Source organism: Vicinamibacteria bacterium, from assembly GCA_035570235.1.
Classification (GTDB): Bacteria; Acidobacteriota; Vicinamibacteria; order Fen-336; family Fen-336; genus DATMML01.
This window is the reverse complement of record DATMML010000015.1, coordinates 112,057-137,466: the sequence shown is the minus strand read 5'-3', so window position 1 is coordinate 137,466 and position 25,410 is coordinate 112,057. Positions and strand designations below refer to the sequence as shown.

General features: G+C 68.2%; 20 protein-coding genes. 7 read left to right on the top strand and 13 right to left on the bottom strand.

All coding sequences use genetic code 11. From position 1 onward, the window contains the following. Window positions 1-58 precede the first annotated feature (58 nt). On the top strand, window positions 59-763 hold the full coding sequence (locus VN461_02865; protein ID HXB53695.1) for a hypothetical protein: 705 nt from the start codon (window positions 59-61) through the stop codon (window positions 761-763). Between the two features lie 35 nt (window positions 764-798). Here the strand turns inward: VN461_02865 and VN461_02860 are convergent, their stop codons facing one another. Beyond that, complete coding sequence (locus tag VN461_02860; protein HXB53694.1) at window positions 799-2,472, bottom strand: diguanylate cyclase; 1,674 nt, start codon at window positions 2,470-2,472, stop codon at window positions 799-801. 203 nt (window positions 2,473-2,675) lie between these two features. Next, window positions 2,676-3,917, bottom strand: coding sequence for a TIM barrel protein (locus tag VN461_02855; GenBank protein HXB53693.1), 1,242 nt, complete (start codon window positions 3,915-3,917; stop codon window positions 2,676-2,678). A gap of 133 nt (window positions 3,918-4,050) precedes the next feature. On the opposite strand from VN461_02855, the gene VN461_02850 reads away from it, so the two are divergent. Together VN461_02850 and VN461_02845 are read left to right on the top strand one after the other, a co-directional pair. After that, the gene (locus VN461_02850; GenBank protein ID HXB53692.1) at window positions 4,051-4,923 is read left to right on the top strand and encodes a sugar phosphate isomerase/epimerase; all 873 of its coding nucleotides are present in this window, start codon (window positions 4,051-4,053) and stop codon (window positions 4,921-4,923) included. A 50-nt stretch (window positions 4,924-4,973) separates the two neighbouring features. Next, window positions 4,974-5,759 carry a DUF1080 domain-containing protein gene (locus VN461_02845; protein HXB53691.1) on the top strand — a complete coding sequence of 262 codons (786 nt, stop codon included), beginning with the start codon at window positions 4,974-4,976 and terminating at the stop codon, window positions 5,757-5,759. Between the two features lie 4 nt (window positions 5,760-5,763). Here VN461_02845 and VN461_02840 read toward each other — a convergent pair whose 3' ends face one another. The 7 genes from VN461_02840 to VN461_02810 all read right to left on the bottom strand — a co-directional run bounded on the left by VN461_02840 (window position 5,764) and on the right by VN461_02810 (window position 14,330). Beyond that, window positions 5,764-6,888, bottom strand: coding sequence for a Gfo/Idh/MocA family oxidoreductase (locus VN461_02840; GenBank protein HXB53690.1), 1,125 nt, complete (start codon window positions 6,886-6,888; stop codon window positions 5,764-5,766). 29 nt (window positions 6,889-6,917) lie between these two features. After that, complete coding sequence (locus VN461_02835; protein HXB53689.1) at window positions 6,918-7,544, bottom strand: gluconate 2-dehydrogenase subunit 3 family protein; 627 nt, start codon at window positions 7,542-7,544, stop codon at window positions 6,918-6,920. A 14-nt stretch (window positions 7,545-7,558) separates the two neighbouring features. Continuing rightward, on the bottom strand, window positions 7,559-9,250 hold the full coding sequence (locus VN461_02830) for a GMC family oxidoreductase (GenBank protein HXB53688.1): 1,692 nt from the start codon (window positions 9,248-9,250) through the stop codon (window positions 7,559-7,561). 139 nt (window positions 9,251-9,389) lie between these two features. Further along, window positions 9,390-10,931 carry an ATP-dependent DNA ligase gene (locus tag VN461_02825; GenBank protein HXB53687.1) on the bottom strand — a complete coding sequence of 514 codons (1,542 nt, stop codon included), beginning with the start codon at window positions 10,929-10,931 and terminating at the stop codon, window positions 9,390-9,392. A gap of 5 nt (window positions 10,932-10,936) precedes the next feature. Next, complete coding sequence (locus VN461_02820) at window positions 10,937-12,103, bottom strand: DUF4129 domain-containing protein (GenBank protein ID HXB53686.1); 1,167 nt, start codon at window positions 12,101-12,103, stop codon at window positions 10,937-10,939. Next, complete coding sequence (locus tag VN461_02815; GenBank protein ID HXB53685.1) at window positions 12,100-13,380, bottom strand: DUF58 domain-containing protein; 1,281 nt, start codon at window positions 13,378-13,380, stop codon at window positions 12,100-12,102. The genes VN461_02820 and VN461_02815 overlap by 4 nt, the downstream gene beginning before the upstream one ends. A 2-nt stretch (window positions 13,381-13,382) precedes the next feature. Beyond that, window positions 13,383-14,330 (bottom strand): MoxR family ATPase, encoded by a 948-nt coding sequence (locus tag VN461_02810; GenBank protein HXB53684.1) that lies wholly within the window; start codon window positions 14,328-14,330, stop codon window positions 13,383-13,385. Between the two features lie 88 nt (window positions 14,331-14,418). On the opposite strand from VN461_02810, the gene VN461_02805 reads away from it, so the two are divergent. Beyond that, complete coding sequence (locus tag VN461_02805) at window positions 14,419-15,480, top strand: hypothetical protein (protein HXB53683.1); 1,062 nt, start codon at window positions 14,419-14,421, stop codon at window positions 15,478-15,480. Between the two features lie 23 nt (window positions 15,481-15,503). Here the strand turns inward: VN461_02805 and VN461_02800 are convergent, their stop codons facing one another. After that, a complete protein-coding gene (locus VN461_02800; GenBank protein HXB53682.1) occupies window positions 15,504-18,842 on the bottom strand; it encodes a PDZ domain-containing protein in 3,339 nt (1,112 codons plus the stop codon). Window positions 18,843-18,989: 147 nt separating this feature from the next. Then, the gene (locus VN461_02795) at window positions 18,990-19,868 is read right to left on the bottom strand and encodes an MBL fold metallo-hydrolase (GenBank protein HXB53681.1); all 879 of its coding nucleotides are present in this window, start codon (window positions 19,866-19,868) and stop codon (window positions 18,990-18,992) included. A 140-nt stretch (window positions 19,869-20,008) separates the two neighbouring features. On the opposite strand from VN461_02795, the gene VN461_02790 reads away from it, so the two are divergent. The 3 genes from VN461_02790 to VN461_02780 are packed head-to-tail and all read left to right on the top strand — an operon-like array spanning window position 20,009 to window position 23,330. Beyond that, a complete protein-coding gene (locus tag VN461_02790; protein HXB53680.1) occupies window positions 20,009-22,333 on the top strand; it encodes a DNA polymerase II in 2,325 nt (774 codons plus the stop codon). Window positions 22,334-22,359: 26 nt separating this feature from the next. Continuing rightward, window positions 22,360-22,803: a nuclear transport factor 2 family protein gene (locus tag VN461_02785; protein ID HXB53679.1), complete on the top strand. Its 444-nt coding sequence runs from the start codon at window positions 22,360-22,362 to the stop codon at window positions 22,801-22,803. Beyond that, the gene (locus VN461_02780; GenBank protein ID HXB53678.1) at window positions 22,755-23,330 is read left to right on the top strand and encodes a cereblon family protein; all 576 of its coding nucleotides are present in this window, start codon (window positions 22,755-22,757) and stop codon (window positions 23,328-23,330) included. The genes VN461_02785 and VN461_02780 overlap by 49 nt, the downstream gene beginning before the upstream one ends. Here VN461_02780 and VN461_02775 read toward each other — a convergent pair. Both VN461_02775 and VN461_02770 read right to left on the bottom strand, forming a co-directional pair. Beyond that, on the bottom strand, window positions 23,327-24,883 hold the full coding sequence (locus VN461_02775) for a glycosyltransferase family 39 protein (protein HXB53677.1): 1,557 nt from the start codon (window positions 24,881-24,883) through the stop codon (window positions 23,327-23,329). The genes VN461_02780 and VN461_02775 overlap by 4 nt on opposite strands. A gap of 98 nt (window positions 24,884-24,981) precedes the next feature. Further along, on the bottom strand, window positions 24,982-25,305 hold the full coding sequence (locus tag VN461_02770) for a hypothetical protein (protein HXB53676.1): 324 nt from the start codon (window positions 25,303-25,305) through the stop codon (window positions 24,982-24,984). Window positions 25,306-25,410: the final 105 nt, after the last annotated feature.

Below are 25,410 nucleotides of genomic sequence, written 5' to 3'. Positions count from 1 at the left end.
CCCCCATTTGGGGGGTCGCGAAGCCCGTCGCCCACCCCGTGCTAGACTCTTCCTGGGTATGTTCTTTAGGGTCTCTTGGGTCGTCCTGCTCGCGGTCTCCCTCGTCGCTTGCGCCAGCACAAAGGGGGGGACCAAACGCACGGGAGGGCTGGACCTGGGACCTGCCCGTGTTGCCGTAGACGAGGCCCGCCGCGCCGGCGCCCCCCAGCGGGTTCCCGAAATCTTCAATCAGGCCGAGGGCCATCTGAAGGAGGCGGAGGCGCTCAGCGCGAACAGCGCGGCCGCGCCCGACGCCACGCAGAGGGCCGAAATTCTAGGGCGGCTGGCCGCGGCGGAAGCCCGTTGTGCCACCGACCTGACCCGCCTTTACCCGAAGGGCCCGCCTACCGACAAGGCCGCGCACGACAACTCGGAGGTCGCGGGCCGACTGCGCCGGAGCGAGGAAGAGCGACGGCGGCTGGAACAGCGGGTAAGCCTGCTGCAGCGCGAGTTGGAGCTGACGGAGACAGAGGTCGTGCGGACCAAAGCTCGGCTGCAGGGAATCGAGACCAAGGCTGATGCGTCGTCCGCAATTGCGGAGGCGCGCATCCTCATGGGTCGCCTGGACGCGCGGGACAAGGTGACCCTAGGGCGCTGCCAGGAGCTGCTGGCCAAGGCCGAGCGTCAGCTCAGCGAGAACAACTTCGGAGCGGCCGTGTTCTTCGCCCGCAAGGTCCAGGACATGGTCACCAAGGGCCGGGAGGCGAGCCCGCCGCCTCCCTGAGGGAAGCACGCCTGCGCCCCCTCGTCGAGTCACACCTAGGACGGGCGGACGGGCGTCCCTTCCTTCTTGGCGTCTCGTCGTGCCTCTGCGGGTGATGTGGGGGCGGGGGGAATCGCCTTAGCCAGCATGACGCGGTCTCGGCCCTGGTCCTTCGCCGCGTATAGCGCGCCGTCGGCCGCGTCCACGAGCTCCCGCACGCCGTGGGCATCCTCCGGAAAAGTAGACACCCCGATGGAGATGGTGGTGGTGCGTCCCTCGAGGGCCCCCGGCTTCACCGCGGGCGCGCGCACCGCTTGGCGGATCTTCTCCGCCACTTGCACCGCCTGGCCCTTGGGGCAGGAGTGGAGCAGCACGGCCAGCTCTTCTCCCCCGTAGCGAAAGGCCATGTCGGTGGCGCGGATCGAGTCTTTGACCGCGGCCGCCACTCGCTTGAGCTCGGTGTCGCCCTGGGTGTGGCCCCAGTGGTCGTTGTATTCCTTGAAGTGATCGAGATCGAGCAGGAGCAAGCTGGACGTGCGTGCGTCGCGCTCGCAGAGGCGCAGGTCCTTGTCCACGGTGTCCTCGAAGTGGCGGCGGTTGTAGAGCCCGGTGAGGCCGTCGGTGATGGCCAACGACTCCAGCGTCCTCTGGCTTTCTCGCACGCGCAGGGTCATCTCATTGAAGGCGCGGGTGAGATCGGCCATCTCGTCGTTCCCACGCACGGGGAGCGAGACCTCGAGATCGCCGGCGCTGATTCCCTTGGCCGCCTCGGACAGCTTTAAGACCGGCCGGAGAAGATTGCGCGCCACCAGGAAGCTGGTCAGAAGCACCAGGCCAACCAGGGGCAGGACGATGATGAGAAGCCGAGTGCGGGCCTCGTTCAGGAGGCGGTAGGCCGCGCTGGCGGACACGGTGGCGGCCACGAAGCCGCGGGTGGGTCCGCTCAGGCGGCGCACGGCGTAGATCACCGTGCCTGTGCCGGGCATGAAGACGCTGGCCGCAGGGCCCGTCTCCTGGCCCTCCGGGGGCAGCGTCCCCGGAAACACTTGCTCGCCGGGGGCATCGGGCACCTTACCCGCACGCATCATCACCCGACCCCGCTCGTCCAGCAGCCAGAAGGAGTATGGCGGGTCGGTGTCGGTGGGCCCCAAGAGCGACTCCAGCTCCCGCAGATCCACCCGCTCCACGAAATAGCCAATGGCGCTATCGGACCGGCCCTGGATCGTGTGCACCACCAGCATCGTGGGCCGGCCTTCGAAGGCAGATTGATGAATTGGACTCACCACGCCCCCGCGCTCCAGGCCCCCGCGATCGAGCAGGGCCTGGCCCCAGTCCTCCCAACGCTCCTGGCGGGTGGAGGCCAGGACCCTTCCCCGGGGGTCGATGACGAACAGGGACTCGTAGTTCCGGTAGTGCCCCAGCACGGACTCTAGGTAAGCGGCGAGATCTCGGCGCGCTTTGTTCGCCTCTACCGCGGGCCGGGTGAGCGCTTCCACACTCTCGAAGACAACAAACGACGCCGACCACCGTGAGACCTCGTGCAGGCGTTGCTGCATCCAGTCATCAAGCTGGCTGCTGCTGCGGAAGACCTGGTTGGAGAGCGCCTCGCGCACTTTCTCCGCCAGCACTTCCCCGTTGGCGTGGAGCAGGTACCAGCCCATCAGCGACACGGGCAAACCGACCCCGGCCAGCACGAGGAGCAAGACCTTGGTCTGGAAGCGGACCCGCAACTCTACCTCCAGCCTTCGATCATAGCCGAACTGCAGTCGACCTCATCGGAGGGACCCTTCTCCAGCGGGCGGGACCGCCCGAGCCAGGTTAACCGGCCACCCCTGGAGGCGATAGAGCGCGTCCGTGATCAATGGAAATCGCTTCAGAACAACGAGATGGCTCCGCTCGTGCGGGGAGGGAGGATTCTCCGGTTCCTCGGGTCCTAGCTCCGGTAAGCCTCTCGGCCCCGACCTTGAACGGGGATGCCCTGGCCGGGCAGAACCTCGCGTTGGAGGGCGTACATGCAGGCGGCCGCCTCGTCGATCTTGCGCGTGAACGCGATGGACCCGGCCAGGATCGGGAGCAGCCGCTCCTTGTCCTGGATGCGGGCCTTCGGGTATTCGTGCTCCACCACCAGGTGGGTCCTGGGGATGTCCAGCGCGAGCAGCTCGCGGGCGGCGAGCTGATGGTCCAGCCAGTCCACGGTTCGGTTCTGAAGGTAGGCCAGCGGGTCGTGGCGCGCAGTGCCCGGAAGCTCGTGCTCGCAGAACACCGTCTGCTTTCGCCAGGCCAGGGCTTGGTCCGCCGGCTTCTCGGAAGGCCGCCCGTCCTTCCAGTCCCCGCGCTCCACCGTCTGCCCGCCGTAACCCCAGCCGGCCACGCCGCGGGCGTCGATGACCTGGCCTTTGACGTGGAAGCCGCCGATCAAGAAGGGATAGCCCTCGTCCCGGAGGTACTGAAAGAGCGAGCGGGTGTCCTGCCCCATCAGGATGGCGTGGGAGGGGTCGTAGTGGATTCGGAACTGATCCCCCACCCCCGCCCTTTCGCAGATCCGGTGGAGGGCAATCCAGGTTCCGGGGGTGTAGGCGATGTTGTTGTGGAAGTTGTCCCCCGTAGTCCAGCCCGGCATCGGGCACTGTTCGACGCGGTAGACGAGCCCTCTAGCCTTCGCCTCCCTGAGCAGGGGCACGAAGCTCTCCCGGAAGTCCTCGAGGTTCTGGTCCATGCTCAGGGTCTGGTTCCGTCCCACGAACCCGCAGACTGCCGACACCCCAAGCAGGCTTGCCGCTTCGAACACCCGCCCCATGAAGGCGTGCTTCTTTCTTCGGATGGCCGGGTCGTCGTGGAGCATGTTATCGAAGTAGGCGAGGTCGGAGAGTCCCACCCGGTAAGACTGGAGGGCCGCGTGCACGCGTCCCGCTCGGCCCCGATCGAAGGGCGCCCGGAGGTCAAGGGTGTTGGCCACCGGGTCCAGCAAGGCCTCGGCCGGGACGTCCGCCTCCGTCGGATGCAGGGCGGCGGAAAGCTGGATATCGTCCACGCCCAGTTCGCGGGCAAAGGCTAGCCAGTCCTCGATGGCTCGATCGGGGTCAGGGTCGCGAATAGCCCGCGGGGTCAGCTCCTGCAGGGCGGCGGTGAGGACGCCGATCCGCATGAATAGGGGTCGGAACGCAGAGACGGACATGATGCCTCCTCGCGCGGAGGATAGGGGCGCACGTTACGCTCAGTGGCCCACGGCCGTCAACCCACAGGCCGGCCACGGAAGCCTTTGCGGAAGCGGCGCCTCGGCATACCATCAGTACCAACGGGGAGGCATCATGACTAAAGTCACGCGTCGTGCGTTCTCGGCCGGGTTGGCGGGGGCCTCAGCCGGCCTCTTCTTGCCCCGAGCCCGCGCGGAGGCGGGCAAGATCCCGCCGTCGGTGTTCGGGGGCATAAAGGTCGGGGTCCAAAGCTACACCTTCCGCGCTTTCGGGCTGGACCGCATGATCGGGGCCATGAGATCCGTGGGTATCAGCAGCCTCGAGCTGTGGCAGGGGCACCTCGACCCGGCCAAGGCCAGCGACGCCGACTTCGACGCTGCCCGCCAGAAGCTCGATTCGGCGGGGATCACCGTGAGCGCCTATTGCGTGAACTTCTCCCCCGACTCCACCGATGAGCAACTCGAGCGGGGCTTCCAGGGGGCGAAGCGGCTGGGCACGAAGGTGATGACGGCTTCCGTGCGCAAGAGCCTCGTGCCGCGCCTGGACCAGTGGTGCCGCAAGCACGAGGTCTACCTGGGTCTTCACAACCACTGGTTTGGCGACCCTTGGTTCAAGGGGGACCGCAAGCAGGAGTTCGAAGGCCCCGATGACTTCGCGGAAGCGCTGGCCGGGCGCTCCCGCTTCCTGGCCATCAACCTGGACGTGGGGCACTTCTACGCGGCGGGGCACGACCCCGTGGCTTACCTCCGGGAGCACCATGACCGCATCGTGAGCCTCCACATCAAGGATCGGGATCGGGACCCCGCGCACAGCTACCGTCGCTTCGGGGAGGGCGCCACGCCCCTGCGGGAGATCGCACGGGTCCTGAAGGAAGTCCACTTCCGCTATGGCGCCAATCTCGAGTACGAGATCGAGGAGAGCGACCCGACGGAGGGTGTCCGGCACGCCCTGCAGTACTTCCGGCGGGCCCTGGAGGAGAAGACCTAGAAGCGGGCCGACCCCGCCCGCGCGCCACATAGGAAAGGAGTGCCGCCGACATGAGCTTCACCGCGAGTGCCCACCGCGCCTCTTTCATTCTGGCCCTGAGTGCTGTCGTCGCCGCGGCGGAACAGGGCCCGCCGCGACAGTGGGAGATTCACGACCCGAAGCGGCCCCTGCCCGCGGTGGTCGATCCGGGAACACCCGGGACGCCCGAACTTCCTGGGCGACCGCCTTCCGATGCCATCGTGCTCTTCGACGGGAAGGACCTCTCCCGGTGGCGTTCGGAAAAGGAAGGTCCCGCAGGCTGGAAGGTTGAGAACGGTTACACGGAAGTGGTCAAGGGCGTGGGGGGCATCGTGACCGAGCAGGCGTTCGGGGATTGCCAGGTCCACGTGGAATGGGCGACGCCCGCTTCGGTGGCGGGCGATGGCCAAGGGCGGGGGAACAGCGGGGTCTTCCTGATGGGGCGGTACGAAATCCAGGTTCTCGATTCGTATGAGAACCCCACCTACGCGGACGGTCAAGCGGCCGCCGTCTACGGGCAGACCCCGCCGCTCGTGAACGCTTCCCGTCGGCCCGGCCAGTGGCAGAGCTACGACATCGTTTTCGAGGGCCCACGCTTCGCGGTCACCGGCGCGCTGCGCCGCCCAGCGCGGGTCACGGTGTTCCACAACGGTGTGGTCGTGCAGCACGCCACCGAGCTCACGGGGCCCACGGCGCACAAGGCGCGGCCGCCGTACGGGCCCCATCCAGACAGGCTCCCGCTCATGCTCCAGGAGCACGGCAACCCCGTCCGCTACCGCAACATCTGGCTCCGAGAATTGCCGGAGGAGAGGCCGTAGAGGCCTAAACGGTCACCCAGCGCCGCATCCGCGCGGCCTTCTCCATGGCTTCGAGCACCGTTTGGTTGATCACGCCGTCCTCGAAGCTGGGGCGGGGTACTCTCGCGTCCGCGATCGCCTCCAGCAAGTCGTAGACGGTGTGGGTGAAGGTGTGCTCGTAGCCGATGAGGTGGCCGGGCGGCCACCAGGCCTTGATGTACGGGTGGTGCGCGGAGTCGGTGACGATCACGTCGTGGAAGCCCTGGATGGCGCCCGCGTCGGAGCGCAGGAAGACCTGCAACTCGTTCAGGCGCTCAAGATCGAAGACCACGCTGCCTAGGCTTCCGTTGACCTCGAACCGGTTGTAGTTACGGCGGCCGGGCGCCATACGGCTGGCCTCGATGGTCCCCAGAGCACCCCCCGCGAAGTGGACCACCGCGGCCGCGGCATCGTCGACGCTGACCCGCCCTCGCCTCTTGGGGTTCTCGGGCAACGGGCGCTCCTTGATGAAGGTGCGCAGGGCCGCCGCCACCTCCGTGATCTCCCCGACCAGAAAGCGGGCGAGATCCACGGCATGCGATGCGAGGTCACCCAGAGCCCCCGAGCCCGCCCGCTCCTTGCGCAAGCGCCAGACGAGGGGAAATGAGGGATCGACGATCCAGTCTTGGAGATAGGTAGCGCGGAAATGGCGGATCTCGCCGAGCTGGCCCTGCTCGATGAGCTTTTGGGCGAGCTGCACGGCGGGGACGCGGCGGTAGTTGTGGCACACCATGTGGACGACGCCAGCCTTTCGAACCGCCGCCAGCATGGCCTTGGCGTCCTTGAGGGTGTTGGCCAGAGGCTTCTCGCACAAGACGGCTTTTCCCGCGCGCGCGGCCGCGATCGCGATCTCGGCGTGACTGTCTCCAGGCGTGCTCACGTCAACGAGGTGGATGTCCTTGCGGTTCACCACCTGGCGCCAGTCGGTAGCGGTCTCCTCCCAGCCCAGCCGACGGGCCGCCTCCCCCACCGCCCGGGCGTTCCGGCCGCACAGGACCTTGAGCCGCGGCTTGAGCCGGGGGTTGAGGAAAGGACCGACCTGGCGATAGGCGTTGCTGTGGGCCCGCCCCATGAAGGCGTAGCCGATGAGGGCGACGTTCACCTCTGGCATGGGGGGCCTCTTTCGTAGCCGTCGCCGCTTCAGGGCTTGGTTGCGGGCGAGAGTCCGAGCCTCTTGAGCACTTCCGGGGGGCACCCCGTCCAGTCCACGACGACCGTGTTGCCCTGGTACTGGAGGTCCTCGACCCCCATGCGGCTGCTCCAGAAGCCGGAAGCGGTGAGGTCGCGGAAGTCGTTGAAGAATTTCACGCCGTGGCTCATCTCCGGGCGGGCCTTCTCTGGCCAGGCGATATCGTCCAGCACCTGCGCCCGCTCCCCCTCGCTGCACTCGAGGAAGGCCTTGGCGAAGCGCCGCCCGCACTCCGCGTCCAGCCAGGCCAGGCCGCCCCGCATCGCGGTCTGCCGCCGCTCGCGCTCACGGTCGTTGGCCATGGGATCGATCATGATGAAGTCCATGAACTCGGGCACCAAGGCGTCGGAGGCGCTTCCCGAGCGCTCGTCGCGGGGGATCACGGCGTCCGCGAGCACCCGCACGGTGGCGTATTCGCGGGTGGTGAAGAATTTTGGCGGGAAAGCGCCCGCTCGGGCCTTCGCCTCCCGGGCGCGGGGAGCGGCGGGCGGGACCTCCGCCCGAGCCACGGGCAGGGCGGCGGCCACGGGTACGACCCCCAGCATCTTCAGCAGTCCCCGGCGTCCGATCTCGGCCATCTGTCTCTGCTCCCTTAAAGCGTTCCCTTCCGCCTCTCCTCCGCGATGTACTCGCAGGTCCGCATGGCCAGAGCGAGGATGGTCCAAGTGACGTTCTTGTCCGCGTTGTTGACGAAGGGACCCCCGTCGGCCACGAAAAGGTTTGGGACTTCATGGGCTTGGCAGTACTTGTTGAGCACGGACGTGCGCGGGCTGTCGCCCATCCGCGTTGTCCCGACCTCGTGGATGATCTGTCCCCCTTTGGAAATCCCGTACTCCTCCTCCCGGTCCGGCATCTTGCTCAGGGCCTTGCCACCCAACTTGTCGACGATGAGCCGGAACGTCTCCTGCATGTGTTTGACCTGGTTGAGCTCGTAGTCTGACCACTTCCAATGGAACCGCAGCACCGGGATCCCCCAGCGGTCGACCACGTCGGGGTCGATCTCGCAAAAGGAGTCCTTATTGGGGATCATCTCCCCGCGGCCGGAGAAGCCAATGGTGGAAGCGTAGAACTTGCGGTAGTCGGCCTTCAGCGACCGGCCGTACCCCCCCCCGCTCATCTTGTGGATGTTGTGCATGAACCCGTAGCTGGGGACGCCCCGGCCACCCCAGAATTCGACGTGGTAACCGCGGGGAAAATCCAGCTTCCGGTTGTCCAACCACCAGGGCATGAAGAGATGCATGCCCCCCGTGCCGTCGTCGTTGTGGGGGAGCCCGTCCATGAGCTGCGGAAAGTGCCCCACCACCTCGGTGCCGGTGGTGTCGGTCAGGTAGCGACCGACGGCGCCGCTGCCGTTGGCCAGACCGTCCGGGAAACGCGACGACTTCGAGTTGAGGAGGAGGCGGGCCGACTCGCAGGCACTGGCGGCGAGTACCACGATGCGGGCCCGGACCTGCTTCTCGCGTCCGGTGGCGGTGTCGATGTAGGAGATGCCGGTGGCCCGGCCCTCGGAATTGCTCAGCACCTCCCGCGCCATGGCCCCGGTCACGATCTTGAGCCGGCCGGTCTTGAGCGCGGGGGGCAGGAGGACGGAGGGGGTGGAGAAGTTGGAGTGCGTGGAGCATCCACGGTTGCACTGTCCGCAATAGTGGCAGGCTTCCCGGCCGTTGAGCGGCCGGGTGAGGATGGAGAGCCGGGACGGGATGCAGGTGATCTTGAGGTCGTCGCAAGCGCGCTTGACCAGAAGCTCGTAGCAGCGCGGCGCGGGCGGGGGAAGAAAGACGCCGTCCGGCTCGTTGGGGAGATTCTCCTGGGAGCCGAAGATGCCCACCAGCCGGTCCAACTTGTCATAGAAGGGCTTGAGCTCTTCGTAAGAGATGGGCCAGTCGTCGCCGAGCCCGTCGCGGCTCCGGCCCTTGAAGTCGTAGGGACCGAAGCGCAAGGAGATGCGCCCCCAGTGGTTCGTGCGCCCGCCCAGCATGCGGCTGCGCCACCACATGAACGAGCTGCCCTTAGCGGTCGTGAACGGCTCGCCCTCCAGGTCCCAGCCTCCGATGCTCCCGTCGAACTCTCCGAAGCCTTTCAAGCGGTGGCCCGCTCCCCGGCGCGGCGATTCGTACGGCCACTTGAACATCGCCCCGTCCTTTTCGACGTCCCACCAGGGCCCCGCTTCCAGCAGAACCGTGTCCGCCCCCGCCTCCGTCAGTACCTTGGCCGCCATCCCCCCGCCGGCTCCCGAGCCGACAATGCAGACGTCGTAGGCCTTACCTGGGTCCAATATCTCCATGGCGATCTTGGGGCTCCCTCCTCGGTCGGGGGGAAACCTACGCCCTTCCTCCAGTGCGGTCAACCGGCCCCTCCCCGCTGCGCCCGCTCCTTGGCCATTGGACGCCCGGCCCGCGGGAGAGCGGTCGACGGGCGCGCCCTCAGGCCCGCTGCTGGCGGAAGATCTCGGCGACGGTTTGGATGGTATCGGCTTCCTGGGCCGACTTGTCAGGACGGTAGCGCTTCACGCGCGCGAAGCGCAGGGCGAGACCGGCGGGATACCGAGGCGACTCCTGGACATCGCTGAACGCGATCTCCACCACCAGCTCCGGGCGCACATAGATCGTCCAGTCATCCCGTCCCACTTCCAGGGAGAGGAGTTTCTCCGTCTGCCATTTGAGGCTCGCGTCGGTGAGCCCCTTGAACGTCTTCCCGAGCATGACGAACTGGCCGCTCGCGGAATCGCGTGCTCCCAGGTGCAAGTTGGAGAGCCAGCCTTTCCGACGGCCGCTCCCCCACTCCACGGCCAGAACTACGAGGTCGAGCGTCCGCGCGGATTTGAGCTTGAGCCAGTGGAAGCCGCGTTGGCCGGCGGTGTAGGGAGCGGTCAGCGATTTGGCCATGAGCCCTTCGTGCCCCGCCTCCAGAGCCTGGCGCATGAACTGCTGGGCCACTTCCGGGCGGCCCGTAACAATGCGGGGCAGGAGGGATGCGGAGGGGATCATGCGCTGGAGACGCTCCGCCCGTTCCGCGTAGGGGAGCGCGACGAGCGGACCCTCGCCCTCCAGGTATAGGCAGTCGAAGAAGAACGAAGAGAGCGGGAGCTCTTGACGGGCCGCCTCCACCCCCTTCGACCGGCCCAGCCGCCGCATGGTGACCTGGAAGGGTTGCGGTTTTCCCTCGGGCCTTAGGGATATGGTCTCCCCTTCCAGCACGATGCCCCGGGTGGGGAGGGCCCGGGCCCAGGCCACGACTTCCCCCACCCGCGGCGTGACATCTTGGAGCTGACGGGTGAAGACCCGGACGTCGTCCCCCGCCCTGTGGAGCTGGATCCGGGCCCCGTCCAGCTTGTACTCGAAGGCTGCCTCCCCCAGCCGTTCGAGGGCCTCGCCCACGTCGTCCGCGGTGTGGGCGAGCATGGGTGCCACCGGCGAGAGGAGCCGGAGCGAGAACCGGGAGAGGCCGGCCGCCCCCTCCTCTAGGGCGGCCCGCGCCACCTCCCCGAGGTTGCCCGAGAACATGGCGGCCTGCCGGACGTCCGCCGGGGGAAGACGGGCGGCCTGGGCGACCGCCTCTTTCACGAGCCCCTCGAGCGCTCCCTGCCTGAGCTCCCCCATGAGTAGCCCGGCCAACAGGCGGCGGCCTCGGGCGTCGGCTCGCTCCAGAAGGGCCCGGAGACCTCGGATCTTGCGCTCGGAGGAGCCCGGGCCCTCCTCGGCCGCGATCGCGCCCAAGGCCCGGTCCACGTCGAGCAGGGTTTGGGGGGGTCCGGAGGGGGGCTGCTCGGTCATCGCGGCCTGCACCATCTTCCAGCCGATGCCGATCCGGCCCTGGGGGAGGTCGCCCGAGAGATAGAGCGTCGCGAGCGCGGTCTCTCTCCCCTCCGTCTGGCGGAGAAACTCGGCGAGAAGCGAGACCTTCTCTGTCTTTTTTGTGGTGGATCGGACGCGATCGACCAAGTCGACCAGCCGATCGAAGTCCATAGCCCTCAACCCCCGGCTTCGGGCACCGCGCGGCGAGCGACCGCGGCGGAGCGTGGTCGGGCCAGGATGCTCCCGGCCGCTGCTTCGGCCGCGCGGGCCTCCGTCTCTACGGGTTCTTCCGGACCGTAACGGGCCTCCAGGAAGAGGGTTGTGAGGGTTGCCACCGCCGCCGCCGGGTAACGAAGGTAGGCCGCGATCTGCCGGGGGGTCAGGCTCGGCCGGAGACGGAGGCCCAAGCGAGGGCCCTGGGAAAGGACGCGCAGGTAGGCACGCACGATGCGGCCCCGCGTGCCCAGGTAGAGTCGACGGCGGTGGGGCGGTCTCGGGAGGGTCTCCTCCTGGCCGCGCTGGGGCTCCACCAGCTCCTCCCGGGGCGGCTCTTCCCTCGGACCCCGCCGGAAAAGCCGGGTCGCGAGAAGAACACACCCTCCGCCCGCGATCGCGAGCAGGAGAAGGCGGCGGTAGGCCTTGGCCACTTGCTCCGACCGCGCCGCGGAGTCGGTGTCCGGGAGGGGGAGGCGCGCGTAGGACGCGGGTGGGTAGAGGGCAAAGAAAAGGGAAAGGCCCAGCACCAGGGGCGCGGCTACGGCTGCGGCCTGGCGCAGGGCCGCCCCCGTCAAGAAGACATCCCGGTGGGGATACCAGGAGAGCTGGCGTGTGTAGTGGTCGAGGGTCAGGAAAAAGACGAGCAGGCCCAGCGAACCCGTGACGCAGGCGGCGGCGACCAGCCCCCCGCGGAAGGAAACCAGGAACACGAGCACGAGGGCGTTGGCCACGGCCAGGACCGAACCCCCGAAGGGAGGCCCGCCGAGGAGGAACAACCCCTGCAAGAGAAGAAAAAGGGTGCCTGCCGGACGCAGCAGTCTAGGCTCTACGACGACGACGGCCAGACCGAGGAGGGCGATGCCGGTGTACAGCACGCCTGCCCAGGAGCGCGCCTTGAGGCGCGCGCGGGGCCCCAGAGTTCCCTCCAGCCACGGGGAGAGTCCGTCCCCCAGGACCTGGGCTGCGGCCAGGCCCAGGGCCGCCCCCGCGAGCCCCAGGGTTGGGTCTCCGTGCCCCGGCCAGGCGAGGGCCACGCCCGCCCCCGCGCTCAGGGAAAGCCCGTAGAGAGCCAGGGAGCGGGCGGAGGCCAAGGCAGCCCCCGCCGCCGGGGGGCGGGGCGCGCTCACGCCGGCATCCCCAGGCTGTCCACTCGTCCCAAGGCCTCCTCCAAGTCATCCTCCGCGCTCAGCACCGTCCCCGCCACGCCCCGGTGGCGAAGGAGGGCCAGAAGCTCACGCGTCCGCTCCTCCGCCTGCTCTCGGGGCAGCACCCGATGGTCGATGGGGATAAACGAGTGATTGTTCACGAGCAGGACGAACGCCTGGATGCGCCGGGCGGCCAGGGCTTCCAGGACCTCGTCGAGATCCTCGTCCGCAAAGGAGATGGTCCCGAGGAGGAGCACGGCCGTGGAACCCTCAGGAAGGGCCGGGCGGTGACGGAGTACCAGCTCGAAGAGCGACGCCGTCCCTTCCTGCCGTGCCCGGATCAACTCCCACAGCCCATGGGCGAGGTGGACGTCCCCCTGCCCCGGCGGCAGGAGGAGGGGCGAGCGTCCCTCGGCGAAGACTTGCACGGTGTCGCCCACGCGGAGGGCGGAGGCCAGCAAGGAGGCCGCCGAGCGCACGAGGTAGTCGAGGGTGGACTTCAGGCCGGTGCCCGCTCGGTGGGCGCGCTCGAGATCGAGGAACAACGACAGGTAGGGCACAAGGTCGACTTCCTGCACCTTAACGACCGGGCGGCCCCGGTGGGCGGTGGCCGGCCAGTGCACCCGCCGCAGTTCGTCTCCGGGTTGGTAGTCCCGCACCCCGAGGTAGGCCAGGCTCTGGCCGGACCGGTCCCGGGTCGTGGGCTGGGGCGTGGCGGTTGCCCGCCCACCCAGGCGCTCGATGCCCTCGACCGGATAGACCCGGGGGTAGACGGCGAAGGGCTCGACCTGGAGGATGGAGCGCCGGGTCGGGAAGAGCCCCATGGGATCAGCCGTGCGGAGGGAGAGGGGCCCCACGGAATAGATCCCCCACGAGCGCGAGCAGAAGGTTCGGTAGGTCAGGCGACGGCTACACCGCCCGTGCAGGGGTCCGGGCTCGAGGAGGAGCTGCCGGTGGGCCAGACCCGGGCCGAAACTATCCGCAATCTCCACGAGATGGACGGTCCTTCCCCCGTGGTTTTCTAGAACGAGGGACACCGCGACCCCCTCGCCCTCGAAAGCGCTGGGGTAGAGCTCGCGGCGGATGGCGAGCCCGCGCAGGCGCCGGTGCGGGAGGGCGTAAGCGAAGAGAAGAAGAAGGGAGGAGGCGGCGGCGAAGGCCCTCAGGGCGGGTAGGCCCAGAGCCAGGCCGAGCAGGCCGGCCAGAGGACAGGCGGCAAGCAGCACGTGGCGATAGGCGGGCGACGACCCTCCATCCATGGTCAGGCCGGCTCGAGGTCGATCGGCACCTCTACCCTCTGCATCACGTCCGCCACCACCATCCGCCCATCCACTCCCTGGACGCGGGAGCGTGGCTTCACAACCAATCGGTGGGCGAGAACGCTCTCCGCCAGCCTCTGCACGTGCTCGGGGGTCACGAAACGGTCGCCCCCGATCGCAGCCAGGGCTTGGGCGGCACGCACGAGCCCGGTGGCTCCCCGGGTGCTCGCGCCGTAGGCGGCGTGGGTGTGACGGCGGGTCTCCGCCACCAGCCGCTGGATGTAGCGCACGATCGACTCGTGGACGAAGACCCGGGTCACCGCCTCCTGGGCGGCCACCAAAGGGGCAAGGTCGGTCACGGGCTCCAAGCTCTCCAGGGGATGGCTTGTGCGCTGGGCGGTCATGACCTGGACCTCGGTGGCGTCGTCCGGGTAGCCCAGAGAAAGGCGCACCAGAAAGCGGTCGAGCTGGGCTTCCGGCAGCGGAAAGGTCCCCGCCAGCTCGATTGGATTCTGGGTCGCGATCAGGAAAAAGGGGCTGGGAAGGGGGTGGGTGGCGCCGTCCACCGAGACCTGTCGCTCCTCCATGGCTTCCAGGAAGGCCGACTGGGTGCGTGGTGTCGCCCGATTGATTTCATCCGCGAGGAGGATATGGGTGAAAACGGGCCCGGGGCGGAACTCGAAGCTGAGCTCCTTTGGGTTATAGAGGGACACACCCGTTACGTCGCTGGGTAGCAGATCCGGTGTGCACTGGACCCGCCGCAGATCGGCCCGGATGGAACGGGCGAGGGCGCGGGCAAGTACGGTCTTCCCCACCCCTGGTACGTCCTCGAGGAGCACGTGCCCCCGGGCGAGGAGGGCGGCCACCACCGTCTCCACCGCCCCCCGCTTGCCCAGCACCACCCGCCCGATGTTTTCGACAAGCCGCGCGAAGACGGGTACTTCGGCCATGCCCCGAAATTCTAGCCCGGACGGCCAACCCCCGCCGGCCTCAACTTGACATCGCCCGGAGGCCAGTAATAGCGTAATAGTAACGGCATTGCCACCTAGGGAGCTGCGACTCACCCTCGAACCCGAGCGCCGTTACGACGCCATCGATGTCGCCCTCAAGATCGCGGTCGAGGACGGCGACCTCCTGGCGCGCTACCGGAGGGCCCTCTACTCGTCGCTCCACACCACGGCCGGGTACTTGCAGCACAGCCTCTCCGCCCGATTGCACCACCGCAGCGACCGCTTAGACCTCTTTTTCCGGACCTTCCGCACCCTCTTTCCCCCCAATGGGGCCTATCGACATGACCAGGTCCACCTAAGGGCGGAGCTCTCCCCGGAGCAGCAGGAGGTAGAGCCGCGAAACGGGGACTCCCACCTGACATTCATCGGCTCCGGGATGCGCAACTGCGTTACCTATCGTAACCGGCCCGGTACCCCCGTCTATTTCATAGACTTGGACGGGGTCAACACGGGAACGCCTCGGCAACGGACGACCAGCGTGCTCGCCTACGACGATGAAGAGGTGGTGGACCGGACACGTCTCACGGTTCCCGTGTCCCGCCACCCCATCGATTCCATCAACTTGGCCGATCCCCGCCTCGGCATCATTGACGCCATCAACGAGAGGCTGAGCCGCGCCGGCCTCGAAAAGGGGCGTGTCGACATCGCCCTCCCCCCCGGCGAGCGTCACGCCGGGCTCACCGTGAACGAGTACGAGACGCTGCTGATGCAGCACGACCTGGTGGAGATCCTGCGCAACCCCTTGAAATTCGCGGCCCTCAAGAGCCGCCACATGCTCGAGGATCCCCTCGCCATCCCGGGCAAGACCATCAACTACGCGAAGTACGACTTCGTGCGGGTCCTGAACACCCTCATGGAGGCCTTCCGGCTCGACGAGTCGGCGGTGGAGCGGCTTGTCGCCAAAGTCATGGCCGTACCCGCACGCCGCTTCCTGCGCTCGCGGCGGGTCAGCTTCCTGGCTTCCGACCACCCCGGACAGGGGCAAGCCCGTTTGGTCCGCGGCACGTACCAAAGCCCGATCCTCGTCCAGTGGCGCCCGGCGGACGGCCAGACGCGCGAGATCCTCGTATCGCTCGTTCGCTTCCGCTGACCCCGCCGCGCGGGCGACCGCGCTCACTTCACGGGCTGGAGGGGTCGCGGCCGGATCGGCGGGGCCGGGGGCAGGTCCTGGGGATCTTGCGCGATCTGACCCAACAGCTGGTCGACGGCGTAGTCGATCTGCACGTCCCGGCCGCGGAGCAGCCCATCGGGGCCGAGATCGAGCTCCACGTCAGGGTCGACGCCGTGCCCTTCGATGATCCACTCATGACCCTTGGGGTCCCAGCCGCCGAACTCGGGCTCGGTGACCATCCCTCCGTCGCGCAAGGGCTTATCCCCCCGGATGCCCACCCAGCCGCCCCAGGTGCGGGTGCCGACGACCGGTCCCAGCTTGAACTCCTTGAAGCCCAGAGCCAGGGTCTCGCAGTCGCTCCCTCCCTGACGATTGATGAGAGCGAGAAGGTGACCGTGGAAGGCGTGCGAAGGGACGGTGTCCACGGCCCCGTAGCGCGTCCCCCCCACCGCCAGCACCTTCCGTTGCAGGTGGGCCAGGATCATGGGGGCCACGAACCCGCCGTGGTTCCAGCGGTCGTCCACGATCAGACCGCGTTTGTTCCACAGGGGTGGGAAGTCGCGGGAGAACTGCTGCAGGCCGAGCCCCCCCATGTCGTAGAGGTGCAGGTACCCGATCTGGCCATGGCTCTTCTTGTCCACGTACTCGCGGGTCTCCCGAATCCAGGTCGCGTAGCGGATGCGCCGGTCATCAGGGACGGTCTTGACCACTACCCGTCGCGCCCCTTCGAGCCGGGGGGCGTTGCCGATCGACAGCTCCACTTCCTGCCCCGCGCGGCCCTCGAGCCGTCTCAGGTAGTCCTCGCCTTTGGCCAGCGGCCTGCCGTCGATGGCCACCAGCCACTGCCCCGGCTTGACCCGAAGATCGGGCCGGGCCAGGGGGGAGCTCCACTGGGGATCCGGAAAATCCCCCCGGTAGATCTTCTCAATCTGCCAGAAACCGCTGGCCGGGTCGTACTTGAGATCAGCGGCGAGGAGCCCCGTCCCCACCGGCTTGCCCCGGCGCAGGTCCCCCCCTGAGTGATAGGCGTGCCCCACGTTCAGCTCGCCGAACATCTCGCCCAGCATGTCCTCGAGGTCGTCGCGCGAGGAAATGCGATCGGCGAGGGGACCGTACTGCTTCCAGACGCCGTCCCAGTCGACGCCGTGCATCTTCGGGTCGTAGAAGAAATCACGCTGCAGGCGCCAGGCTTCGTGGAGCATCTGCTTCCATTCCTCCCGGGGGTTGATGCCCACCGACCAGCCGGAGAGGTCGATCCTGGCTTCTTGGGCGGCCTCGTCCTTGGGGGCCGCGGTGGCACCCGCCTCCAGCCGAACAAACCCGTCCTTGGTCTGGTAGACGAGGACCTTGCCGTTTAGCGAGACCTCGTAGGCCAGCACGCCGGGGACGACCGTCGAGACCTTCTCCTTCTCGATCTCGTAGGTCTGAAGCTCGGCTCCCGGTCTCTCCGTCTCATCGCCCGGCGGCATCAGTCCGCGGTTGGGCGCCTTCAGCCAGTGGAGCTTCCCTTCCACCGCGCGGAGCTCGTCGTAGTTCCCCGGCGCCACCGGCACCTGAACCAAGCGATCGGCCAACCCGTCGAAGTCGATCCGGATGGGCTCCACCCTCTCCTCCTTGGCCGGCGCATCCTTCTTCTCGTCCTTCTTGGCGTCGCTCTTGCCTTGGTCCTTCTTCTCCTCCGGCGTTATGGGGTCGGTGTCGCCCCGGGGGGCGAAGGGCAGGGTGCCGTCGGCCTGGAGGGCCAGGACGCACGGCACCGTGGCCTCGTTGACGATGAATCGGGCCTCGTTGCGGTCGAGGTAGGGGTTGATGTAACGATCGGAGAGGAAGTAGAGGTACTTTCCCTTCGCGTCCCAGGCGGGAGAGAAGGAGTTGTACATCGGATCACTGACCTCATGGGTCTTGTTCGACTGCCCGTCCCAGACCTTCACCTGGGTATAGAGGTTCTGGAGGGTCACGACGTAGGCCAGGTACCGGCTGTCCGGAGACCAGGTGTAGCGGGTTATCTCCCACTCCCCTTTGTCCAGAACCGACGCGCTGCCGCTCGTCACGTCCGAGACCTGGAGCCGGTACTTCTCGTCCCCCCAAGCGATCCTCCTTCCGTCCGGCGAGAAGGCGGGCGCAGAGTGCCAGCCGGGCGGAAGGAGACCCACCTGCTTGGGAGGGCCGCCGTTGTCGGCGGCGTGGAGAAGCAGCTGCTCCTCCCCGTTCACCTCCGTCCAGGTCGCAATGGTCTTGCCATCGGCGGCGAAGACGGGTGACTTGGTCCGGGCCGCGCTATCCTGCGTGATCCGGCGGATGAGGCCCTTCTTTCGTGTGCGCGCGACCCAGACGTCGCCCCGCGTCTCGAGGACCATGCGCTCCCCGTCCTTCGCGAGCCCCCAGGACCGCAGGGTCGGCCGGGGGTCGACAAAGCGCTCGCGCACCTGCAGCCGGTCGCTGGGCAGCTGGATTGTGACCTGCTCGTTCTTGGCAGAGGCGAGGTCGAAGAGCCAGATGTCCATCTTGTGCTGATAGACGATCTTGCCGTCGCTCATCGCCGGCCAACGCACGTCGTAGTCCTCGAAGTGCGTGAGCCTCTTGACGTCGCTCCCGTCGGGCTTCATCGAGGCCAGGTTCGGTCGGCCCCAGCGGTCGGTCACAAAGTAGATCCGCCCGTCGGGGGCCCACATGGGAAAGGCGTTCTTTCCGTCGTAGGTCGTGACCTTGGTGAAGGCGAGCGGCTCCAGGGTGCCGACGTAGATCTCTTCCGCCTCGCCGCCCTTGTAGCGCTTCCAGTTGTGGAACTCGAGTCCCATCTTCTGCAGCGCCAGTCGTGAGCCCCCGGGCTCGAAGCTGACCCAGGCCGCGGGCTCGAGGGGGATCATGTCCGGAATTCCTCCTTCCGGAGAGACGCTGTAGACCCGGTAGTCCCCGTGGGGATGATCGCGGCGGCTCCGGAAGAGGATCTTGCCGTCGGCGGTCCAGCCAATCGCCTGGTCGGGCGCGGGATGGAAGGTGAGACGGGAGGGCTCCCCCCCCGCCAGGGGCATCACGTAGACGTCGTCGTTCCCTTCGTACTGGGCCGTGAATGCGAGGAGCCGACCGTCGGGCGATATCCGAGGGAAGCGCTCCTCGCCCTCGTGGGCGGTCAGGCGCACGGCGACACCGCCGCCCACGGGGACCCTCCAGAGGTCCCCTTCGGCGGCGAAGACGATCATCCCTCCGCCGATGGTGGGATAGCGGTAGAAGCCGTCGGGCTGCGCCTCCTTGGCTCGCGTAGCGGCGACTGCCGTGGCGGGCGGGATGGCCACGAAAGCGGCAATGAACAGGGCAGCGGCTAGGCCACGGGGAGGGATCATCTGGGCTCCTCAAGCAGGATGGCCCGCACTTCATACGCTTTCTGCCGGGCGAGCGCAAGGTTGGGATTCAATGGACTGGATACTTCCCGGGAGCTCCCCCGCCGAGGGCTCGATGCGGGTGTTCGAGCTCGCGGGGCGAGGCCCCGTTCACCAGTCGGAGGGGCCGGCCGCACCCGCCATCCAGCGCACGAGGTCCCGGAGCTCGGCCTGCCACTGTAGCGCGGGACCGTGGGCCCTACTGCCGTGGCCGGGCAGGACCCACTCGAAGGGGTGCCCCTCCAGGCGGGCCAGGGACCGGGCTTGCTCCGCCCAGGAGTACCAGCAGGCGTCCCGGAAGGCAGAGAGCCGGCCGCGGCGGCGGCTCCAGTACAGCGAGTCTCCGCTGAAGAGGAAGCGGCCCCCAAGCAGGTAGACGACGCTGCCCCGGGTGTGGCCGGGCACGGGAATGGCCGTGAGAACGGGCGTGAGGGCCACGGCGTCCAGGCCCCGGAGGACGTCGGTGGCGAAGGGGGCGGCCGCACCGTCACCTTCGTGGATCCAGACCCGTGCGCGGAAGTGCCGCGCGTAGCGCTCCGCCTCGGCCACGTCGTCGCCGTGGGTGAGGAGGACGTGGGCGAGGCCGCCCGCGCTCTCGAAGGCGTCCACGAGCGCGGGCACGAACCGGGGCGAGTCCACGAGCAGGTTTCCCCCTTCCTGCTCGACGAAGTACGGGTTCGCCCCGAACGAGCGGCGGGAAGTGAAGCCGCAGTAGTAGACGCCGTCCTCGAGGCGCTGGGGAAAGAGGCCTTCGGTCGGGGGCTTCTCTCCCGTGACGCCTATGGAGGCGGTGGGGCACGCGAGCATGGCCCGGGTGGCGTCCCGCACCTCGTCGGGGGTGGCGGGCTGGCGAACGACCACCGCCTGGTCGTCGGCCTCCCCGAACATTCCGGGCGCGCATTGACGGGACACGTCGCAATTGATGCAGGAGAGGTCCACGAACCAGGGACCAGGAGCGTTGGCGGGATGTCGCTGGGCGGGGTTGGCCACGAGCCTGATTCCGATTCTAGCCCCAGCCGGGAACCTTGACCTCCCCACTCCCTCGGGTCGGCGAGGGGCAAGCGAAGAGGACGGCCCGGCGGCAGGGGATGTGATACAACTCCCGCGGTTCCAACTGCCTGGCCCCCGGCATGCCCGCTCCCCTTCGCGGATTCATTCTGCAGCCGACCTACCGTATCGAGTCGGGCCAGCCCGTGATCCACCTCTACGGGCGGCTCGAGGACGGGCGAGCGTTTCTCGTCCGCGACCACCGCGAGGTCCCGCACTTCTACGTGGAGACGGACGACGCCGAGCGCGCCCGTGAACTGGGGGCGGGGCGGATCACGCCCGCGGGCAAAGTCTCGCTCGAGGGCAAACCCGTGTCTCGGGTCGAGGTGACAACACCCTCCGACACCCTCCCCCTACGCGAAGGCTTGAGGCGGGCGGGGATACGCTGCCACGAGGCGGACATTCGCTTCGCGGTGCGGTACCTCATCGACCGGGGGATCCGGGGGTCGCTGTGGATCCGTGGCGAGGCGCGTTCCGTCCCCGGCCTGGGCCTAGTCTTCGAAGACCCTGCGCTTGGTCCCGCCGACTGGACGCCCCGGCTCTCCGTCTTGTCCTTTGACATCGAGACTGACCCCCGAGCTCGGCGGCTCCTCTCGATCGGGATCCACGGTGCCGGGGCCACGGAGGTCCTGCTCCTCACGCCCCCCGGCTGGTCGACCCCTCCCCATGCGATTCCCTTTGCCACCGAGCGCGAGCTCCTCATCGGATTCTGCCAGCGGATCCGGGAGCTCGACCCCGATGTCCTCACCGGCTGGAACATCGTGGAGTTTGACCTGGCCGTGTTGGCGCGCCTGGCCGGCGCCCTGGGCGTGTCGACCGAGCTCGGCCGGGGCCCCGGGCGGTTGCGGCTCCGAGCCCGGGGCTGGGGGCGAACGCACGAGGCGATTGTCCCGGGGCGCGTGGTCCTGGACGGCATCCATCTCTTGCGGGGCGCCTTCGTCCGCATGGGCGACTACAGCCTGGACGGAGTGGCCCGCGAGGTGTTGGGGGAGGGCAAGAGCATCTCTGGGCACGGCCGGGCGGAGGAGATCCTGCGCCTTTTCAAGGAGGACCGGCCACGCTTCGTGGACTACAACGCCACGGACGCGCGCCTGGCCCTCGAGATCCTGGAGAAGCTCCGCCTGGTGGAGCTAGCGGTCGAGCGCAGCCGCCTGACCGGCCTGCCCCCGGATCGCGTCTCCTCTTCCATCGCGGCCTTCGACTTCCTTTACCTTAGCGAGCTGGGGCGGCGGGGCGTGGTCGCCCCCAGCGTCGGGGCCGGGGAGGGGCCCACCGAGCCGACCGGCGGGGGCCACGTACTCGAACCTCTTCCTGGCCTCTACCGGAACGTGGTCGTCTTGGACTTCAAGAGCCTCTACCCGAGCCTGATCCGGACGTTTCAGATCGATCCTTTGAACCTGCTCCGACCGGGGGTGGTGGAGGATCCGGATCCCATCCTGGCCCCGAACGGCGCCGCCTTCGCGCGCCGGCCCGGCATCCTCACGCAACTCCTGGATGAGATCCTGCCCCTCCGCGACGCGGCCCGAAGGGCGGGGGAACAGGTCAAGAGTCACGCCATCAAGATCCTCATGAACTCCTTCTATGGCGTGCTGGGAACCCCGGCCTGTCGGTTCCACGACCCGCGGCTGGCCAATGCCATCACGAGCTTCGGGAGGGAGATCCTGCTCTGGGGCAAGGCGCGGATCGAGGCGGGCGGCCGGCGTGTGCTCTACGGGGACACCGACAGCCTGTTCCTCGAGTCCGGGGAGGCCGACCCCGCGGCGGCCCAGAGGCTGGGAGAGACCCTGGCCGCGGACCTCACCCGCGATCTCGCGGCCCACATTGAACGTACTTGGCACGTCCGCAGCGGCCTGGAGCTCCAGTTCGAGAGGGTCTATTCGCGCCTGTATCTCCCCGCGGTGCGCCGGGGCACCATCGGCGCGCGCAAGCGTTATGCGGGGCTCGTCGAGGGCCCGGCCGGCGCGCGGGTGGTTTTCACCGGCATGGAGGCCGTGCGGGGGGACTGGACCGAACTCGCCAAGGAGGCCCAGCGCGAGCTCTTCGCGCGTCTCTTCTCGGACCGCCCGGTAGAGGACTATCTCCGGCGGGTCGTGGCTGACCTCCGCGCGGGCCGGCTCGACGACCAGCTGGTGTACCGCAAGGCGCTGCGCAAGGACCCCGCCGCCTATACCGCCACCACCCCCCCGCATGTGGCGGCGGCGCGCAAGATGCCCGGCAGGGCGCGCGGGCGCATCGCGTATCTCATGACGGTGGCGGGGCCCGAGCCCCTGGACGGGCGGCGGAGCCCGATCGACTATGAGCATTACGTCCAGAAGCAGGTGCAGCCGATCGCGGACCCAGTGCTGGCCCTGCTGGGTCTGGACTTCAACGGGGTGGTGGGCGACGATTCCCAGCTCTCGTTGTTTTGAGGCTTCCCGCCCCCGGGAGGTGAAAAATGAGATGGCTGTTGACCGGGGTGACCCTCCTGGCCGCCGTCGTCCCCGTCGAGACGTCCTCCGAGTCGCGGGCTGACCTCGCCCGCCAGGTCTGGGACACGGAGCGGGCCTTCGCCAAGACCATGGCCGATCGCGATCACCAGGCTTTTGCGTCCTTCCTCGCCGTGGAGGCGGTTTTCCTGTCCGCCCAGGGCACCTTGCGCGGCCAGCCGGCCGTAGCCCAAGGCTGGAAGGCGCTTTACGAGCAACCCCACGCCCCCTTCTCTTGGGAGCCGGAGCGGGTCGAGGTGCTCGACTCCGGCACCCTGGCCCTGAGTACCGGCCCGGTGCGCGATCCAGGGGGGAACCGCGTCGGAACCTTCACCTCGGTCTGGCGCCGGGAGGAGGAGGGAAAATGGAGGATCGTCCTCGACAGCGGCTGTCCTCCCTGCCGTTGCCCCTGAGCGTGGCCGCCGCCGCGGAAGGGAGGGGGCAGCATCCCCTCCCCGGCGCGCCGCAAGCAATACTCGACCCCGCCTTTCGCGACCCGCGCCGGGCGGCCGCAAAATGGTGGGACCGGGGTGCGGTCTCTGGGGAGCGCCTTTGCCTTCGGGCGCGAGCCGACCGGCGGGCGGAGACTGTCGCACCGGTGCCCGGTCGTGGGGAGGCCAAGGACGAGGATCGGATCCTGGCCTGCGCCCGCTGCCGGTTTCCCGTCACCACCCACGCGGCGCGGATAGAGATGGCGGGCGGGCACGAGCACGGGTTCGTGAACCCCGCCGGCATCCACTACCACATCGGTTGCTTCGCCCGGGCAGAGGGGTTGATCCCGGTCGGAGAGCCGAGCCCGTACTGGAGCTGGTTTCCCCCCTACCGTTGGCAGATCGAGCACTGCCCGCGCTGCCAGGAACACCTGGGCTGGCTCTTCAGCAGAGCGGATTCCCAGTTCCACGGGCTCATCCTTGACCGCCTGGAGGAGATGAGGCCCTAATTCCAATTCTTGAGCCGGGGCCAGAGCTCGACCAGCGGCGTGCGCAAGCCGCGGCAGACGAAGATGGGGCCATTCTCTTCCTCCATACCCCAGGGGTGATAGTGCTCGCCCGCCTGCTCCACGGACGCGCAGAGCCTTTCCAGGCTCTGCCGGTTATCCTGGAGCACGATCAGCACGTCTCCCTGGAATCCCCGCGGTCCCCAGAAGAAATAGGTCTGGTGCGCGCTGATGGCGGCGGGTAGCCCGTAGCGCGGGCCGAAGAGGTCGATGGCGCCCGCCTCTCCGTAGTTGTTCGCAAAGACGCCTGCGCGCGCGCGCTCCTCCGGGGAAAGGGCGGCGTAAATGCTCGCTACCTCGACGGTCAGCTCCTCCCAACCGAACTGGTCGCCGAAGAGTTGGGGCAGCGGGCCGTCATGGTGAACCTCGGTCCGGGGCGGGCGGACGCCGAGCCACGTCTGGTAGGCGACGTACTTCTCGGGCGGGAGCAGGGGCAGGACCAAGGGGGCGGTCACCGCGCCCGCGACCAGGATCACGGCCACGATGCGGACCTTCGGCCAGAGGCCGCGGAGCCAGCGTGGCCCGCGGGCGAGGCCGTCCTCGATGGCCACCGCCCCCGCGGCAAGAAGCATCGGGTAGATGGGGGCCAGGTAGTAGTTCTTGCCCTTGAGCGCGAAGAGCATCAGAAAGAAGGCCACGAACGCGACCCCCAGGGCGCGATACCGGCCCCGCCGAGCGAGGAGCAGATAACCCAGCCCGGTGAGCCAGACGGGCATGAGCACGGGATGGATGATGAGGATCTGCTGGCCCACAAACGCCGCCGGCCCCAGCACGACGTTCTTGCCGATACGGGCTACGTTCCGGAGATCCTCGAGGGTCGGGAAGCCGTGCTGGACCTGCCACCAGAGGTTGGGGAGGAAGATCAAGAGAGCGACGGCGCAAGCCAGCCAAGGCCCCGGTCTGCGCAGCTCGCGCCTCTCGGGGCTGAGGAGCAGGCCGATTGCCACCGCGAGCAGGAAGAAGGCCGTCGAATGCTTGTTCATGAGGCCGAGGCCGGCCAGGACCCCGAAGGGAATCCACAAGCGGGATGACCCGGTTTGAATGATGCGGACCAGCAAATACACGCACCCCATCCAGAAGAGGGGCTCGAACGCGTTCATGGTGAGGATGCTGTCGATGCCCAGGTAGATGGGCATGACGATGACGGCCAGACCGGCGAGGCCCTGAGCGAAGCGCCCGCCTCCCAGCCGCCAGGCGATCAAGCCCGTCAGGGCCACCAGCGCCGCCCCCGCCACCGCGGGAAAGATCCGCAGCGCGGGCAGCGAGCCACCAAGGAAGAGGGCGAGCCTGGCCACGAGGCCGATGAGGGGAGCGTGATCGACGTAGCCCCAGTCTAGGTGCCGGCCGCAATCCAGGAAGTAGAGCTCGTCGCGGAAGTAGCCATAGCGATTGGCGAGGAGGACGTGGATGAGCAGCTTGGCCGTGCTCAGGCCGGCCAGGAGGCCTCGGGCAAGGGGGACTCCCTCCGAGGTCGGGTCCGGGCGAGGTGTGGCCACGCGCGCATGATCCCTTGCCCCCAGCCCTCCGGCAAGAGGAGGGCCCTACCCAGAGTCCTCGCGCTGGGTTTGGCCTCGGGCGGCGGGGGGGAGAGCCCTCAGACGGTGGCCGCGCGGACCCGGCGCTTGAGGCGGTGCATCTGGCGGCGGATCTGCTTGAGCAGCTTATGATCGTGCGCACCTAGGGCCTTGTCGCGCTCGCCCTTGAGCTCACGGAGCTTCCCCTTGATCGCGCTCTTGTCGATGCCCACGACCGTGTGATGCTCACGGGCATCGATACCGAGAGCGGTGCAGAGGGCCGGGAGCAGGTGCTCCTTGTTCAACTGGGTGTAGCCCTTCAGAGCGTCGTGCGTAATCCCCTGGGCGATCTCCCGCAGCTCCTCAATCGTCTTCTTCTTCAGCTCGTGGTACGTGTAGGCCATGACTGTTTCCTCCGCTGGCGGTGCCCGATTGTAGCGCCTGGCGAGGCGTCCTGAGCGCGCGGCCCTGGGCGGCCCTGGGGATGGGGTCGGGGCCGGGGCAGCGCC